General features: G+C 63.3%; 14 protein-coding genes and 2 tRNA genes. 7 read left to right on the top strand and 9 right to left on the bottom strand.

Features of this window, described 5'->3' with window-relative positions; translation table 11 throughout:
- Positions 1-45: 45 nt before the first annotated feature.
- Complete coding sequence (locus AC1DYC_RS00750) at positions 46-1,647, bottom strand: ABC transporter substrate-binding protein (protein WP_477403121.1); 1,602 nt, start codon at positions 1,645-1,647, stop codon at positions 46-48.
- A 180-nt stretch (positions 1,648-1,827) separates the two neighbouring features.
- Here AC1DYC_RS00750 and nanR point away from each other — a divergent pair, with 180 nt between their 5' ends.
- The gene (gene nanR / locus AC1DYC_RS00745) at positions 1,828-2,538 is read left to right on the top strand and encodes a transcriptional regulator NanR (RefSeq protein ID WP_477403119.1); all 711 of its coding nucleotides are present in this window, start codon (positions 1,828-1,830) and stop codon (positions 2,536-2,538) included.
- A gap of 313 nt (positions 2,539-2,851) precedes the next feature.
- On the opposite strand, the gene AC1DYC_RS00740 is transcribed toward nanR, so the two are convergent.
- Positions 2,852-3,784 (bottom strand): dimethylarginine dimethylaminohydrolase family protein, encoded by a 933-nt coding sequence (locus AC1DYC_RS00740; RefSeq protein ID WP_436259184.1) that lies wholly within the window; start codon positions 3,782-3,784, stop codon positions 2,852-2,854.
- Positions 3,785-3,819: 35 nt separating this feature from the next.
- Positions 3,820-5,412 (bottom strand): zinc-binding metallopeptidase family protein, encoded by a 1,593-nt coding sequence (locus AC1DYC_RS00735; protein ID WP_477403117.1) that lies wholly within the window; start codon positions 5,410-5,412, stop codon positions 3,820-3,822.
- A gap of 83 nt (positions 5,413-5,495) precedes the next feature.
- Between AC1DYC_RS00735 and AC1DYC_RS00730 the strand changes: the two genes are divergently transcribed.
- The 5 genes from AC1DYC_RS00730 (at position 5,496) to AC1DYC_RS00710 (ending at position 10,602) form a co-directional block, all read left to right on the top strand.
- On the top strand, positions 5,496-6,380 hold the full coding sequence (locus tag AC1DYC_RS00730) for a LysR substrate-binding domain-containing protein (RefSeq protein WP_477403115.1): 885 nt from the start codon (positions 5,496-5,498) through the stop codon (positions 6,378-6,380).
- Between the two features lie 266 nt (positions 6,381-6,646).
- Complete coding sequence (locus AC1DYC_RS00725; RefSeq protein ID WP_477403113.1) at positions 6,647-7,738, top strand: ABC transporter ATP-binding protein; 1,092 nt, start codon at positions 6,647-6,649, stop codon at positions 7,736-7,738.
- Between the two features lie 84 nt (positions 7,739-7,822).
- A complete protein-coding gene (locus tag AC1DYC_RS00720) occupies positions 7,823-8,938 on the top strand; it encodes an ABC transporter substrate-binding protein (protein ID WP_477403111.1) in 1,116 nt (371 codons plus the stop codon).
- A gap of 24 nt (positions 8,939-8,962) precedes the next feature.
- Positions 8,963-9,796 (top strand): ABC transporter permease, encoded by an 834-nt coding sequence (locus AC1DYC_RS00715; protein WP_477403109.1) that lies wholly within the window; start codon positions 8,963-8,965, stop codon positions 9,794-9,796.
- Positions 9,796-10,602, top strand: a complete 807-nt coding sequence (locus tag AC1DYC_RS00710) for an ABC transporter permease (protein ID WP_477403107.1) — start codon at positions 9,796-9,798, stop codon at positions 10,600-10,602. Before AC1DYC_RS00715 ends, AC1DYC_RS00710 begins: the two co-directional genes overlap by 1 nt.
- Positions 10,603-10,617: 15 nt before the next feature.
- On the opposite strand, the gene AC1DYC_RS00705 is transcribed toward AC1DYC_RS00710, so the two are convergent.
- Both AC1DYC_RS00705 and AC1DYC_RS00700 read right to left on the bottom strand, forming a co-directional pair.
- Positions 10,618-11,508, bottom strand: coding sequence for an alpha/beta fold hydrolase (locus tag AC1DYC_RS00705; RefSeq protein WP_477403105.1), 891 nt, complete (start codon positions 11,506-11,508; stop codon positions 10,618-10,620).
- A complete protein-coding gene (locus AC1DYC_RS00700; RefSeq protein ID WP_477403103.1) occupies positions 11,508-11,843 on the bottom strand; it encodes a hypothetical protein in 336 nt (111 codons plus the stop codon). Before AC1DYC_RS00700 ends, AC1DYC_RS00705 begins: the two co-directional genes overlap by 1 nt.
- Before the next feature lie 110 nt (positions 11,844-11,953).
- Here AC1DYC_RS00700 and AC1DYC_RS00695 point away from each other — a divergent pair.
- A tRNA-Cys gene (locus AC1DYC_RS00695) sits at positions 11,954-12,027 on the top strand.
- Between the two features lie 379 nt (positions 12,028-12,406).
- Here AC1DYC_RS00695 and AC1DYC_RS00690 read toward each other — a convergent pair.
- From AC1DYC_RS00690 to AC1DYC_RS00675, 4 genes are all read right to left on the bottom strand, one after another.
- Entirely contained in the window at positions 12,407-13,846 is a 1,440-nt protein-coding gene (locus AC1DYC_RS00690; protein WP_477403102.1) for an FAD-binding oxidoreductase, read from the bottom strand.
- Between the two features lie 280 nt (positions 13,847-14,126).
- Positions 14,127-14,486, bottom strand: coding sequence for an ArsR/SmtB family transcription factor (locus tag AC1DYC_RS00685; RefSeq protein ID WP_477403100.1), 360 nt, complete (start codon positions 14,484-14,486; stop codon positions 14,127-14,129).
- Positions 14,487-14,855: 369 nt separating this feature from the next.
- Positions 14,856-14,932 (bottom strand) — tRNA-Arg (locus AC1DYC_RS00680).
- Positions 14,933-15,004: 72 nt separating this feature from the next.
- Entirely contained in the window at positions 15,005-15,310 is a 306-nt protein-coding gene (locus AC1DYC_RS00675) for an ETC complex I subunit (RefSeq protein WP_023670294.1), read from the bottom strand.
- Positions 15,311-15,403 lie beyond the last annotated feature (93 nt).

The following is a 15,403-nucleotide window of genomic DNA, read 5'->3' as shown; positions in this document are numbered from 1 at the left end:
GAGGCTCCGGCGGAGCCTCACGATCTGCAAGGGTTTGCGCGGTGGCTACTTCGCCACTTCCCACTTCTCGACTTCGTTGTAGACCGGGTGATTGAAGATCACGAGCGGCTGCTCCTTGAAGTGCTGGGCAAGGCCGACGATGCGGTTGTTGAAGGCCAGCGGCCGCACCTCGTTCCACAGCCAGGCTTTTGGCAGGTCCTGGTTGAGGATGCGCGAGGCCTCCTGGTAGCTCGCGGCGCGTACTGCGCGGTCGTTGGACTCCAGCCCCTTGTTGAAGAGTTCGTCGACCTTGGGGTTGCAATAGCCCATGGCAAGCGGCTTGGCGCCGCAGACGACCAGCGGCGAGCCGAGCGAGGGATCGAGGCCCATGCCTTGCGCGAAGAAGCCCATCTGGAAGCTGCCGTCGGCATAGACCTGGTTGATCGCCGCCGGATCGAGCAGGCGCGGCTGGATGTTGACGCCGACGGCGGCCAGATAGCTCTGGATGGCGGTGACGGTGTCGACGTTCATCTGGTCGGAATAGTAGTAGATGAAGTCGACCGGTTGACTGGTGTCCCAGCCGGCATCGGTCAGCAACTGCTTGGCCTTATCGGGATTGTAGTCGTAGGGCTCGAGATCCTTGGCGCGTGCCCAATCCTGCGGGAACAGCGTGTTCAACAGCTCTCCAGCGCCCTGCTTGACCGTCTCGATGATGGCCTTGCGGTCGATGGCATAGAGCATCGCCTGGCGCACGCGCACATCGGCGAAACGCTTGTTCTCCAGGTTGAACTGCAGATAGGTCGGCAGGCCGGCGGAGAATTTCGGCAGCACCGTCAGATAGTCGAGCTTCTGCAGGCGGGCGAGTTCGGAGACCGGCACACCGCCGCCCTCATAGGACATGGCGTCGACTTCCTGGGTCTCGAGTGCGGCGATGATCGGCGGCACGTCCTTGTAGATCTGGTAGATGATGCGGTCGAGCTTCGGCGCGCCGAGGAAATAGTCGGGGTTGCGGTCGACCTCGACATACTGGTCGCTCTCATATTTCTTCCAGATGAACGGGCCAGTGCCGACGCGGTTGACCCAGAAGCCGTTGCCCTTGATATCGCCGGGTGCGACCTTGCCCAGAATGTGTTCGGGAAAGATCGAGATAGCGATAAGCTGCAGCTCGACCCAGAGCGGCTTGGCGCTGTCGAGCTCGATCTGGACGGTCATGTCATCGAGTGCTTTCACTCCGGCAAGCGAGGAGGCCGAGCCATCCTGGAAAGCCTTGTACCCGGCGACCGCGCCAAGCTTCTGCGCCCAGGGCGAGCCGACCTTGGGGTTGGCGTAGAGGTTGAGGCTGAACACCACGTCCTTGGCGGTGAACGGGGTGCCGTCATGCCATTTGACGCCATGGCGCAGGTTGAAGATGTAAGTCTTGCCGCCGTCGGGCGTCTTCCAGCTCTCGGCCAGCATCGGCTGCACGCCTTCGCCCGTCCATTTGATGTGGACGAGGCCCTGCAGGACCGTCTCGTCGAGCCTGTGGCCACAAGTGGTGTGCAGCGTGCCCATCTCGATGCAGCCGGTGCGCATGGCCGAGCGCAACGTGCCACCATCCGCGGCCTTCGCGGCGCCGGCGGCAAAGGTCAGCGCCAGCGCCGACAGAAAGCTCATCAGCAGTCTTCTCATGGAATTTTCCTCCCGTTGCTTTCGCCGGCCGAAATCGAGGCCATGCCTCAGGCCGATTTCGCGCCAGGTCCTCGCCTGTCGCGCGACCGCCGCGCCCATCGGCAAACGGCGACCTCCATCCCTTCGGTTGCGCAAGATCCTCGCTTGCGGCGACTGGTCTAATAGCTTAAAAGGTAGACCATGCACAATATGCCGGTACGAAAAAAATTGTCGGATGAAGTTCGCCTCCGCCTGGAGGCGATGATCCGTGACGAGGTCTATCCGGTCGGCGCCTCGCTGCCGTCCGAGCGCGACCTGATGTCGATGTTCGATGTCGGCCGCCCGTCGGTGCGCGAGGCGCTGTTTGCGCTGGAAAAGATGGGGCTGGTGAAGATCAACAGCGGTGAGCGGCCGAAGGTGACGCGGCCGACGCCGAAGAACATGCTGGAGCAACTGACCGGGACAGCGCATCTGTTGATGGATCAGCCCGACGGGATCGGCCATTTCGAGCAATTGCGGCTGTTTCTCGAAGTCTCGATCGCGCGCCATGCCGCCGAGGTGGCGACACGCGAACAGATCGACGCGCTGGCCGCCGCGCTGGCCGAAAACGAGCGTTCCATCGCCCGGGCGCGAGCCTTCGCCGTCACCGACGTCGCGTTTCACCGCGCCCTGACCGTCATCCCCGGCAATCCGATCTTCCTCGCCGCGCATGAGGCGCTGGTCGAGTGGCTGATCAATCAGCGCATCCACATGGCCAACACCGAGATCGAGAATCGCAAGAGTTTTGCCGGCCACCAGGCGATGTTCGAGGCGATCGAGCGCCATGACCCGGAAGCCGCCGGGCAAGCGATGCGCGCGCATCTGGAAAATGCCCGGCGCAAGTTCAATTCAGGTTCGGATAGACCGGACTAGCCGGCTGATACGCGGCGATGGGTTAGCGGCGCGACAGCGCTCTGGCGCAAAGCAAAAGCCCGCCGTTCAAAGTCGGCGGGCTGACATAAAATCATGCACTTCGATCCGATTGTCGCTAGCCAGGACAGCCGAATTTCGGCCTGCAGCGGCCGCAGGCGCTCAGGGAGCGGGCTTCGACGAGATGAAAGCGACCACCGATCCGAGCTTGCCTGCTTTGGCCAGGCTCGGCTTTTCATAGGCTTTTTTCACAGAATCCCCCTTCAATTGATCGAATCAATTTCCCCTCTCGGGCCTGTTTTGTCAAATGCGGCTCTTACGCCGGCTCGCGCTTCAGTGCCTGCGCCATGCAGTGGATGCCGCCGCCGGTCTTGGAGATCTCGCTCATGTCGACGGCCGCGACCTCGAAGCCGCGCGCCTTGAGCTGACCGATCAGCGTCTGGCTTGAGGTCGGCGCGATCACCCTGTCCTTGCCGAGCGACATGAAGTTGCAGCCAAGCGCCATCGTGTCCTGGAATGGAACGTCGATGATCTCGTGGCCTTTGCCCTTCAGCCAGTCGACGATGCCGGGCTCGGTGCAGGCGAGGCAGACCGCGGTGAGCTTTTCAGCGATCGGCACCACCATCAGGTCGATATGGACATAATATTCGTCGATGAAGGCTAGCCGTGTTTCCCAGCCTTCCTTGTCGAACCAGGCCTGGACCTGTCGCGCACCCTCTTCCTGCGTGCGGGCGCCGCCGCAGCCGATCAGCACCACCCCCTCCTCGATGACGTTGAAGTCGCCGCCCTCGAAGGTGCCTGCGGTGACCATGTCGTAGATCGGGATGCCGAGCTTTTCATAGGTGCGGATGGCGGCATAATTCTCGCCGCGCCGCCACCAGTTGGCCATGGCGGTGATAAAGGCGCCGTAGGGCGTCATGACGCTGGAATCGCGGGAATAGACCTGCATCGGCAGTTCCGGCGTCGGCTCGTGCCAGTGGATGTTGACGCCGAAATGCTCGTAGGCGGCGACGAGATCCTTGTGCTGCGCCTGCGCGATCTGGACGTTGCAGGGCGCCTCGCGCAGATGCTTGCGCGACAGCGAACTGGTCGAGAGGTGGCGCAGGAAATTGGGCGAGCCGAGCAGAACGTCGGTCAAGACATCGGTCTCGTTAGCAAAACCCCATGCGGTCAGCGGCTTGGTGCCACCGGCGGGGTTGCGGCGCTGCAAGGAAAACGGCTCGGCGACGATGCGGTCATGGACGGTCATGGGCTTCTCCTCGTGGTGATAGCAATGTGGTCAGTTCATGCGGTGCCGGCGGACGGAATCCACCAGTCGCGCCCGCGCGCGGTGGTGACATATTCCGGCCAGCGGAAATTGATCGGCGGGTCATAATCGCAAAGCGGCGCGATCCAGTTCGTGCCGCCGACGCCGCCGCCGGTGCGGGTGACGAATTCGTCCATCGCCGCATCGCGCGCGGTCTTGTCCTCGAGCAGGCGCAGCGCCGCAAGCGCAACAGTCTTCGCAGCACACATGACCATCGGATCGATGGTGGCCGAGATGCCACCCAGCGCATTCATCGCCCAGGACGGGTAGGCATGGCCGTTCGCGGAACGCAGCGCCGGGCGGGCGACATAGAAACGGGCCGTCGGGGCGTGCCACGACATGTCGGTGTAGTCGTCGGAGGTCGAGTTGATCTGCGACGGTGGCAAATCGCGGCGCAGGATGGCTTCGGCCTCTTGCGGCGCGATCAGCCGCTCCATCTCGTCGATGAACGGGTTTTCGGTCGCCGTGCCGCCGGCATTGACCTGCACCTCGCGGGCGATCGCCTTCGCTGTCTCGTCCCAGTGCGGCGGGCCGACCGCGGACAGCGCTTCATAGGCAATCCCTGCCATCGCGTGGTTGGCGAGGCCGGGACGCGACTTCGACACCCAATGGCGCTCGTAACGGCAACCGCTGATCGTAGCAGCGGCTTGCGCGTTGCGGTCGAGCACCGCGGTAACCTGCTCGGCCATGGCAATGGTCGGCACGCGGATCATGTACTGGATCTCGGAGAGCCCGGCCGGCAGATTGTCGGCCGTGGCCTGCCCTGCTGTCAGGATCGCCTCGCTGATCGACCAGCCGCCCTGGTGCGGCAACATCGAATCGCGAAGCGCCTTGGAGGCCATGTACATTGTCATCAGCGCATCGTTGGCGCCGGGCGCCCTGACAGCCGAATGCGCCTGCGGGATCGGCGCGCCATCGCCGGCGCGAACCCAGTTTTCGGGTTCGTCGCAGATGAAGCGGTAGATCATCGCATAGGCCGCGCCGCAATGTGTGTCCCAGCGCGCCGTGTTGCAGAGCGGCAGCATGTAGAAGGGGTGGAAGGAGATCATGCCGGCAAGCCCGTCATAATAGCCTTTTGCCGCATGGATCGGTTTCGAACCCCTGACCTTCTCGGCCGGCTCGCCAGTGAAGCGTAACGTGCCCTCGATGCCGTGGCGCTGCATTGCAGCCTTGGTGGCCAGAAGCCCGCCGAGGCTGGCGACGCCAAGCCCGGAATGCGGATCGGTGTGGCCGCCGGCCTCGCCGCCAAGGCCCGGGCGTGGCCGTTTCACCGTCGCCGCGTCCTGGCAGTTGCCGGGCACGGCGTCGTATTCAGCGTACATGCCGATGGTCGGACCTGGGCCGTTCGTCCAGTGGGCGCAAAAGGCGGTCGGCATGCCGGCCGAGCCTTCCTCGACCGAAAAGCCCTCATGTTTCAGCCGCGCCACATACCAGGCTGCCGACTGGTATTCGCGCCAGGCTGTCTCGCCGAAATCGAAAATGGTGCGCGTCCACGCCGACAGCGACAGCTGGATGCCATCGAGGCAGGCAAGCGCGGTGGCTTGCGCCGAGGTCGTCACCGGTTTCTCCATGCAGCCCAAGAAAGCAGTGAAGCGGCCTTGCAAAAAGTGATATGTTTTCCCGGTTCGTGCAAATTCGGTTCACCTGAGGCTTCTTGCGAATACCCTCCACACAGGCGCTGCGCGCCCTCGACAGTTTTGCCCGTCACGGCAGCGTGTGGCGCGCCGCAGACGAACTGCACCTCACCCGCAGCGCCGTCAGCCATCAGCTGCGATTGCTCGAACGCGATCTCGGCTTCGAGCTCTTGGAGCGCATCGGCAAGGGCGTGGCCCTCACCCCGCGCGGCCAGCGCTATGCGGCCGATGTGAGGAAGGCGCTGACCGTGCTCGGCGATGCCGTGACGCGCCAGGCCGGCACCGGCGTCGGCGGCTCGTTTGCCGTCTCCTGCACACCGGGCTTCGCCTCACTGTTTTTATGCACCCATATCGGCGAGTTCCGGCAGATGTATCCGGATGTGGCTCTGTCGATCCTGACGCCCAGGCGGCTGGACGACGTCAGCAATCCCGACGCCGACGCCTTCATCGCCTTCGGCGTCGGCAACTGGCCGAACCGGGCAGCCGAACTGTTGTGCGAAATCTCGTTCACACCGCTCTGCAGCCCGACCTTGCTCAACAAGGTCGGCGGCTTTTCCAAGCCGGCCGACGTGCTGCGCGCCAACCTCCTGCATCTCGGCGACACCGAGGACTGGTCGCGCTGGCTGGCGCTGTCCAAGGTGGAAAACCCCGACACTGAAGGCGGTATTTTCTTCTCGGACATGAACCTGGTGTTCTCGGCGGCGATCGCCGGCCAAGGCATCGCCATGGGCGACGAACTGACCAGCCGCCGGGCATTGAGCGAAGGCCGGCTGGTGAAGCCGTTCGACATCGCGATCCCCTCGCCGCGCTCGTACTTTTTGGTTTCTGAACATGCCAAGGCAAGTCACCCGGTGCTGGAGGCGTTTGCGGGGTGGTTGAGGGCGAAACTGTCGGAAGTTAGCTAGTCTCCCCCCTTGAGGGGGAGATGGCCGGCAGGCCAGAGGGGGTCGGTCAGACTGGGCTCGACCTGGTCTGTCTTTTCTTCAAGGTAAGAAGGGGTTGGCGCTCCATGCGATGCGACCCCCTCTGTCGCCTTCGGCGACATCTCCCCCTCAAGGGGGGAGATTTGGCGCCATCCGTGAATCAAATTTGCCGATCAGGCGAAAACTATTCGGTTGCGGTGAGCCGGCGCCCTGCCCTACGCTCAAGGTACGACCAAGGAAGAGGCAGGATGCAGCAACCCGGCCGGGCCGCAGAGATCAAGGCAATCGGGATCGGCAAGAGCTTCGGCTCGTTCCGTGCACTGGACGATCTGTCGCTCAATATCGGCCGCGGCGAGTTTTTGACGCTGCTCGGCCCCTCGGGCTCGGGCAAGACCACCTTCCTGATGATCCTGGCCGGTTTCGTGCAGCCGACCGTCGGCAAGCTTTTCAGCGACGGCGTGGACATCACCGAGCGGCCGGCCGAGCAACGGGCCGCCGGCATGGTGTTCCAGGGCTATGCGCTGTTTCCGCATATGTCGGTCGAGGCCAACATCGCCTTCCCGCTCAAGGTGCGCAAGAAGTCCGCAGCCGAGATCAAGCGCCGCGTCGCCGAGATGATCGAGCGCGTCGGCCTGAAGGGCCATGAGACCAAGCTGCCGGCGCAGCTTTCCGGCGGCCAACAGCAGCGCGTGGCGCTGGCCCGCGCTTTGGTGTTCGAGCCCGGCGTGCTGCTTCTCGACGAGCCGTTCTCGGCGCTGGACAAGAGCCTGCGCGGCCAGATGCAGGCCGAGATGAAGCGGCTGCACCAGGAGACCGGCACCACCTTCGTCTTCGTCACCCACGACCAGAGCGAGGCGCTGGCGCTGTCGTCGCGCGTCGCCATCTTCAACCACGGCAAACTGTTGCAAGTTGGCGCGCCGGACGAGGTCTATGACCGGCCCGCCAACCGCTTCGTCGCCGAGTTCCTGGGCGAAATCAACATGCTGCCGCTGAAGGGCGTCAAGCGCGCCGATGATGGCGCCACCGCACTTTGCGAGGATCGTGCGATCACGCTGCGCGGCAATGCCGAAGCGGTGAACGGCAACGCCATTCTGGCAATCCGCCCCGAGCATATGTCGATCGCGCGCGAAGCGGCCGCCGGCGAGAACGGCATTGCCGCCACCGCCGTCGGCTCGACCTATCTCGGTGCGGCGACCAAGCTCGACCTGACAACGCGCCAGGGCGCCAAGGTGACGGTGTCGGTGCCGAACGAGGTTGCGGCCGCGGCGCTGAGCAAAGGCAATTCCGTCTGGCTGACCTGGCCGGCGGAAAAAGGTTTCCTCCTTCCGGACGGAGGATGACGACCACACCGGCGAAGTCTTCCAGCAAAGAATCTGGAGCACGCCACAACCACCGGAACTACCAACGAAAAAAGGGGAAGTGACATGACAAACGAAACCAAAAAACAAGCGATCGACAGCCTGTCCGGCAGGGCAGTCCGTGGCGAGATTTCGCGCCGGCAATTCACGCAGCTTGCGGCTCTCGTGCTGGCCGGCACGCCGATGCTGTTGCGCTCGACCGGCGCCTTTGCGCAGGCCAAGGAACTGGTGCTGGTCAATTGGGGTGGCGATGCGCTCACGGCTTACGACGCCGCCTACGGCCAGGCCTTCACCAAGGACACCGGCATCACCGTCAAGATGGACGGCTCGGGCCCGACCGAAGGCGCGATTGCCGCGCAGTTCAAGAGCGGCGCGCCGACCTGGGATCTCGTCGACGTCGACCCGTTCTCGGCCATCACGCTCGGCGCCCAGGGCGCGCTCGAGCCGATCGACTACGCCATCGTCGACAAGAAAAAGATGCGTGAAGGTTTTGGCTGGGAATACGCGGCGTCGACCTATTTCTTCTCCTATGTCATCGCCTATGACTCGGAGAAATACGGCAAGGACGCGCCGACCGGCATGGCCGATTTCTTCGACGTAAAGAAATTCCCGGGCAAGCGCTCGCTCTACAAATGGGGCGTGTCGAGCTGGGAAGCAGCCCTTCTCGCCGACGGCATCGCGCCGGCCTCGCTCTACCCGCTCGACCTGAAGCGCGCGCATGACAAGATCGCCGCCTTCAAGGAAAATGTCGTGGCCTATTGGGGCGGCGGCGCAGAGAGCCAGAGCGTGCTGCTCAACGGCGAGGCCTCGATGGCCATCGTGTGGTCGACCCGCGCCTCGCTGATCGAGCAGGATTCCGGCGGCAAGATCAAGTTCATCTGGGACCAGGGCCTGATCTCGCCCGGCGCGCTGGCCGTGCTCAAGGGCAACCCCGGCGGCAAGGACGCGGCGATGAAGTTCATCGCCAGCGCCCAGGATCCGCAAAAGCAGCTGGTGATGTTCGACAAGCTGGGACAGGGTCCGGCCAATCCGGCCACCGACGCGCTGATCCCCGCCGACAAGAAGCGCATCAACCCGGTCGACCCCGAAAACATGAAGAAGCAGATCGCGCTCGACATGGATTGGTACGCCAAGAATTACGGCGCAGCGCTCGACGAATATACCAAGATCATCTCGGCCTGATCAGGCCGGGACGATCGGACCGAGATGAGAGGCACCCTCTCCGACAGGATGGGCGCGGCGCTGTTGATGGCGCCGCTGCTCCTGTTCCTTGTGCTGGCCTATGCCTGGCCGTTCCTCGGCGTCGTCAAATGGAGCGTCACGCTGCCGACGCCGGGGCTCGGCCAGTATGGCGCGCTCGCCACCGACGCACTGGTGCAGTCGGTGTTCATCCGCACGCTGCGCATTGCGCTGATCGTCACCGTGGTGTCTGTGGCGGCGGCCTATGCGATTACCATGGTGTGGGTGCGTGGCAGCCCGGCGCAGCGCGTGATCGCTGAATTCTGCATTCTCGTCCCCTTCTGGATCTCGGTGCTGACGCGCGCCTTCGGCTGGGTGGCGCTGCTTTCCAATCGCGGCCTGATCAACACCTGGCTGCAATCGATCGGCTTCATCTCCGAGCCGCTGGCGCTGGTGCGCAACGAATTTGGCGTGATTGTCGGCATGACGCATTTCCTCATCCCCTTCGCGGTGTTTCCGCTGGCGTCGGCCATGCGCAGCCTCGACGAGCGCGTGCTGCTTGCGGCGCGCGGGCTGGGCTCCAGCCGCATGCGCACCTTCTGGACCGTGTTCGTGCCGATGACGCGCTCCGGCATCATCGGCTCGGCGATGATCGTCTTCGTCTTCTCGCTCGGCTTCTTCGTCACGCCGGCGATCCTCGGCGGTGGCCGCAGCGTGATGATCGCCGAATTGATCTATCTCCGTATCTTCCAGAGCCCCGACTGGGGGCTGGGCGCGGCAATCAGTGTCGTGCTGGTGCTGTTCGTCGGCGCGCTGATGGCGCTCTTGTTCCGCTATGTCAGACCGAAGCAGCTGATCTGATGCCGACCTATCGCCCCGGTCCCGTCTCGCTGATCCTCGCCGTGCTGGTGGCGCTGTTCCTGCTCTTGCCACTGCTCGCGGTCATTCCGGTGTCGCTGACGCCAAGCCGCATGCTGGCGATGCCGACGGGCGAACTATCGCTGCGCCATTACCGCTCGTTGATCGAGGATCCGCGCTGGCTCGACGCCATCCTGCTGTCGATCCGCATCGGCATCGTCAGCAGCGTCATCTCCACCGTGCTGGCGCTCTGCTTCAGCCTGGGTGTGTGGATGTTCCAGCCGCGCTTTACCGCAGCACTGGTCGGCTTTGTGCTGTTGCCGATGGTGGTGCCGCCGGTGGTGTCGGCGATCACGCTCTACTTCCTGCTGACCTCGATCTCCGGCATGAGTTCGTTCTTCGGCTACGACACCTGGCTCGGCGTCGCCATGGCGCATTCGGTGATGACAGTGCCTTTCGCCACGGTGCTGATTCTGGTCTCGCTCAGCCAGCTCGACCGCCGAATCGACCTCGCTGCACGGGGCTTAGGGGCCAGCGTGTGGGAGCGCGCGACGCGCATCATCATGCCCAACATCAAGTTCGGCATCGTCACCGCCGCCCTGCTGTCCTTTGTGTTGTCCTGGGAAGAGATCGGCGTCACTTTGTTCATCACCTCGGTCAATGCCATCACGCTGCCGCGGCTGATGTGGATGGGCCTGCGCGACAACATCGACCCGGCGATCGCCGCGCTGTCGGTGATCCTGATCATCATCACCGTGCTGGTGCTGGCGGTGCGCAGTGTGGTGGTAAAGGTGCGCGGCGCGCAGTAGGCCGGAAGCGCGACCTCACGCTGCGAAGAATTTTGACAGCGCAGCAGCGGTGTCCTTGGGATTCTCCTCCGGGAAAAAATGTCCGCCCTGGACCGGCCCGCCTTCGACGCTGTCGGCCCATTGCCGCCAGATCGCCAGCGGGCCGGCTTCGTCCGCATACCAGTTTTGCAAGCCGCCCTCGCCGCTCCACAGCGCAAGCAGCGGACATTTGATGCGACGGCCGTCAGCCTCGTCCTGCGCGTCGTGCTCGCGGTCTATGCCGGCGGCGGCGCGATACTCCTCGCAGATGGCGTGGATATGGGCGGGATCGCGCAGCACGTCGATGTAGGCCGCCCTCACCTCAGCCGGAAAAGCCTCCGCGGTCGATCCCCACCCGGTGAGCGCATTGTCGATGACGGCATCCGGTGCTGCGGCCAGCAAACGCTCCGGCAGCGGCTCGGGCTGGGCAAGCAGGCTCCATGGCCAGAAGGCGAGCGCCAGCCTGGCATCGGCGTGATCCCAAGCTGCGGCCGTCGGAATGATGTCGAGGACGGCGACCTTCAACAGGGTGTCGGGATGGTCGAGCGCCATCCTGTAAGCAACGCGGCCACCGCGGTCATGGCCGGAAACAGCAAAGCGGTCGTAGCCGAGCGCATGCATCATTTGCACCATGTCCCGCGCCATTGCCCGTTTGGAGTAAGCCGCATGCTCAGCGTCGGAAGCCGGGCAACCGCTGCGGCCGTAGCCCCTGAGATCGGCGGCGACAACGCTGAAGTGCTGCGCCAAAGCCACGGCAATGTCGCGCCACATCACATGCGTTTCGGGAAAGCCGTGCAGAAGGAGCAGCGGCGGACCCGACCCACCGAGCCTGACGAAGATCAACGTCTCCTCGACTTTTACGGTCCTGGCATCAAAACCCGCAAACATCAGGTGCCGCCAACCAATCCGTGGCTGGAGCGGATGCGCAGCACTTGTACAGCCTTCGGCAATTCGATCAGGAACTCCTTGTCCCGGTTGAGATGGTGGATATCCCTCGGGTCGCCGCCGGTGAACGCCGCCATCGCCTCGACATTCTCCCAGTGGGAAATGGTGATAAATTCCGAATGGGTCGGCGTGTCCTCGCGAAAGGTCTGGACGGCAAGCGCCTTCTCGATCAGCGGCTTGATGCCGGCCTCGTAATTGTAACGCTCATAAGCATCGGCCTTGTCGGGCAAGGTCCTGCCGCGCCAGATGCGGGCGATGGTCGGAGTTTTCGGCGTCATCTCTCATAAACACCTGAGCGCGAGCCGCGTTCCGAACATCCTGGCTGACGGCAGCCGGCGGAAGGTCGGCCAACTTGACTGGATGTCGCGGTGCATGCACAACGCGTCATGGTCTGAGGGCGGGACGGTGACGCATCGGTCTGCAAAACCGACGTAGTGGGTTCAATTCCCACTCAGGCCTCCACTATCTCTTTAAAATTGTCGACGATCCGACAGGATTGGGACCTGCGACCATCGGCTCGGAAGTCAGGTGCTCTAATCCGCTACGGAACCGTTGGCCCGTTGCCGGGACCGACAATGTATCGCAGCGCATTAGGCAGCGTGCAGCGTCGATCGCACTGAGGTCGACTTTGCGCTTCAGGGGGTATTGAGACCCGGGCCTTGAGGCCGGCCACCCAGTCCAGGCCGGCGCCATAGGCGACAACCAGAAGCCACGGCCAGAGGGTGCAAATGGGACTAGCCGATACCGACCTCAACCCGCTCCGAACCGAAGGTCAATGCAGCAAAATCGATTCCGATATTCGCACGCACGGATCTCCGGTTCGGGATCACGCGCTGCCGCCTCAAGCGGCGCGCAGGCCTTCCTTCGGCCGCAGATTCTGGTTCATACGGAACAGGTTCTGCGGGTCGTAGCGCAGCTTGACCTCCAGCAGCCGGCGATAGTTGCCGCCGTAGGCCGCTTCGACCCGGTCGACCTCGTCCTCCGGCATGAAGTTCACATAGGCCGTGCCGGCGGCATAAGGCCTTGCCGCTTCATAGATGCCGCGGGCCCAGTCGATGCAGGCCTTGTCCATTGCCGGTTCGCGCCAGCGGGCGTGGACGTTCATGACGAAATGCGAGTTGCGCTGTGGGAACGCCGTTTCATCCGCCTTGACGCGACCCGCCGCCCCGCCGACATGGCCGAAGAATATTTCGCATTCGGGACCCGGAAGCCGGGATATCGCCGCTGTCGTGATCTCGATCGCGCTGTCGGAAAGCTCCGTGAAGTCATGGCTCTTCCAGTAGTTGCGGGCGCCGGGCGTCAGCAGCGGGTCGAAGGCCTGCTGCCAGCCGGTGAACGGGTTGGGGCCGACGACATCGGCAATCGGCGTGCCGATGGCGCGAAGCTTCTGCGTGGCCTTTTCGCCCGCCTGGATGTCGCCGCAATAGCACATGGCCAAAACCAGCACCTCCTTGCCATGCCATTCGGTCGGCAAGAACGGTAGCGGCGGTGCCTGCCGCATGACCACCCAGCAGGTCAATTCGTCGGGCGCGGTTTCGAGCGCCTTTCGATAGTCCCGCAGCACGTTTTCGGCATCGGCGAAGGGATGGACGACGAGCCCCGACAGAACCTGCGGACCCATCTGGTGGAGTTGGAACTCGAACGCCGTGACGATGCCGAAATTACCGCCGCCGCCACGCAGCGCCCAGAACAGGTCCGGATTGTCCTTCTGGCTGGCGCGCAGCAACTTGCCATCGGCGGTGACCACATCGGCTGAAACAAGATTGTCGATGGTCAGGCCGAATTTGCGGGTGATCCAGCCGAAGCCGCCACCCAGCGTCAAGCCTGATATGCCGGTGGTCGAGTTGATACCCGTCGGCACCACCAGGCCAAAAGCCTGCGTTTCCCGGTCGACATCGACGAGCGTGGCACCGGGCCCGACCCATACCCGCCGCGCCACGACATCGACCCGCACCGACTTCATCGCCGACAGATCGATCATCAGGCCGCCGTCACAGACGGCACTGCCAGCAATGTTGTGGCCGCCGCCGCGCACGGAGACGAGAAGCCTGTTTTCCCGCGCGAAATTCACGGCACTGACGACGTCGGAGGCGCCGACGCAACACACAATGAGACCGGGGCGCCGGTCGATCGTGGCATTCCAGACGGTGCGCGCTTCGTCGTAGGCGGCGTCGCCCGCCTGAAGCAGTGTGCCGCGCAATTGTGCCGAAAGCGCTTCAAGGACCGCAGCGTCGACGGTCGTCTTGCCGCGTTCAAGCGTGGTGAGGCTCATGCTGTTCATGGTTTCCTCCCGATTTTTGCTTGTGAGCCGTTCTCCCCCCGACGCTTCGAACTGTGCTCTTATATTAGAAATCGCGCAAGTTCGGCGCGGACCGGCGCTGCGCCCATGTTGGCGCCCAACGACATGCGGTCTGGCCAGCATGGACGACCCAACGCTGGAGAGGCGCAAAAACGTGGAAAATACTGGCGATCAGCGCCGGGATGGCGCCGACATCGACTCGCGCGTCAGCGACAATGAAGCCCGGCCATAAGGGTCAATCAATCCAGGCCGATGCCTGCCCTCAGGCTGCTCGCGCCCGGCGCAGCCTTTCGGCGACGTAATGCGGTCCCGGCCCCGCAAGCGGTCTTTCTGTCGCCAGGAAGCCATCCAGCATGGCAAGCAGTTCGCGCGCCGCACCGGACGAGCAGGAATAGTAGACCATTTGGCGGTCGCGACGGGTGTCGACAAGGCCGAAGGCGCGGAGCTTGGCAAGATGCTGCGACAGGGCCGATTGGCTGAGTTGAACTCTCTCGGCAAGGATACCGACCGAAAGTTCGCCGCCGGCCAGATGGTTCATGATCAAAAGCCGCTTCTCATTTCCCAGCAAGTTGAGAAAGGCGGCGGCGGTTTCCGCATTGGCGGCAAGTTTTTTCGAAATCATCGATCCCACATATTTTTGCGCTCACCCGGCGCCATGGGGCAAAGGCGCCAGCAGAGCCATAAACCCACCTTTGCGATGATTTCGTCGCGTCATGCCCACTCAACCGGGGCGACATACACAAAACCAGCGCCAAGTCCCAGCTGGCACAAGCCAAAAATCCAGCCAAATAACCAGACTAAAGTCCTAGCCAACTTCGGACCAAAGCCTACCAGCGTCGCGTTCTTTCCACAAGACCATAACGTTACTACCGGCAAAACTGCTTTTCAGGCACCCCAGGGATGGCGCCAACGGCCACTTCGCGCCCCGCGGAAACAAAGGGTGAGATGTGGGATTTGGTGGAACAGCGCCTGAGCTAAGCCGTTGAATTATTGGCGATCCCGACAGGATTCGAACCTGTGACCATCGGCTTAGAAGGCCGGTGCTCTATCCAGCTGAGCTACGGGACCGCTGGCCGGACAAGCCATTTTATATCTTGGCCGGCTGATGTCTTTGCGCCGGACGCTACCCGGCAATGCCGGTCAATGCGTCCAGGGAATCCTGCGGTCATAGCGGAAATTTTCCGCATAGGAAATCTGCCGACGCTTGGTCTCCTTCGGCTCCTCGACACGGAAGGCCAGTCCCTGCTTTTCGGCGTAGGCCACCGCCTCTTCCCTGGTGTCGAAGGTGAGCCGGATCTGGCTCAGCATGTCGCCCGATGTGGTGTAGCCCATCAGCGGGTCGATTTTCTTGCGCTGGGCGGGATCGAATTCCAGCACCCAATGGCCGGTCTTGGCCTTGCCGGACTGCATCGCGGTTTTGGCTGGGCTGAAAATACGCGCGGACATGGGCACCTCGTGGCTGCGTTGGCGGCAGCGCCGCCTTATTTCAGTCAATACTGTGCAAAACTGCCGACGGCAAGGCCGAAGCGGCCTGCAACG

This window comes from Mesorhizobium sp. P2_E7 (assembly GCF_056403855.1).
This window is presented reverse-complemented; position numbering and strand designations above follow the sequence as displayed.

Bases quoted from the DNA above. Each gene is read 5' to 3' on its own strand.
- AC1DYC_RS00710 (WP_477403107.1), top strand. From the start codon at position 9,796: ATGCCGACCTATCGCCCCGGTCCCGTCTCGCTGATCCTCGCCGTGCTG.
- AC1DYC_RS00735 (WP_477403117.1), bottom strand. From the start codon at position 5,412: ATGGAGAAACCGGTGACGACCTCGGCGCAAGCCACCGCGCTTGCCTGC.
- AC1DYC_RS00740 (WP_436259184.1), bottom strand. From the start codon at position 3,784: ATGACCGTCCATGACCGCATCGTCGCCGAGCCGTTTTCCTTGCAGCGC.
- AC1DYC_RS00715 (WP_477403109.1), top strand. From the start codon at position 8,963: ATGAGAGGCACCCTCTCCGACAGGATGGGCGCGGCGCTGTTGATGGCG.
- AC1DYC_RS00690 (WP_477403102.1), bottom strand. From the start codon at position 13,846: ATGAACAGCATGAGCCTCACCACGCTTGAACGCGGCAAGACGACCGTC.
- AC1DYC_RS00705 (WP_477403105.1), bottom strand. From the start codon at position 11,508: ATGTTTGCGGGTTTTGATGCCAGGACCGTAAAAGTCGAGGAGACGTTG.
- nanR (WP_477403119.1), top strand. From the start codon at position 1,828: ATGCACAATATGCCGGTACGAAAAAAATTGTCGGATGAAGTTCGCCTC.
- AC1DYC_RS00725 (WP_477403113.1), top strand. From the start codon at position 6,647: ATGCAGCAACCCGGCCGGGCCGCAGAGATCAAGGCAATCGGGATCGGC.
- AC1DYC_RS00720 (WP_477403111.1), top strand. From the start codon at position 7,823: ATGACAAACGAAACCAAAAAACAAGCGATCGACAGCCTGTCCGGCAGG.
- AC1DYC_RS00675 (WP_023670294.1), bottom strand. From the start codon at position 15,310: ATGTCCGCGCGTATTTTCAGCCCAGCCAAAACCGCGATGCAGTCCGGC.
- AC1DYC_RS00750 (WP_477403121.1), bottom strand. From the start codon at position 1,647: ATGAGAAGACTGCTGATGAGCTTTCTGTCGGCGCTGGCGCTGACCTTT.
- AC1DYC_RS00700 (WP_477403103.1), bottom strand. From the start codon at position 11,843: ATGACGCCGAAAACTCCGACCATCGCCCGCATCTGGCGCGGCAGGACC.
- AC1DYC_RS00685 (WP_477403100.1), bottom strand. From the start codon at position 14,486: ATGATTTCGAAAAAACTTGCCGCCAATGCGGAAACCGCCGCCGCCTTT.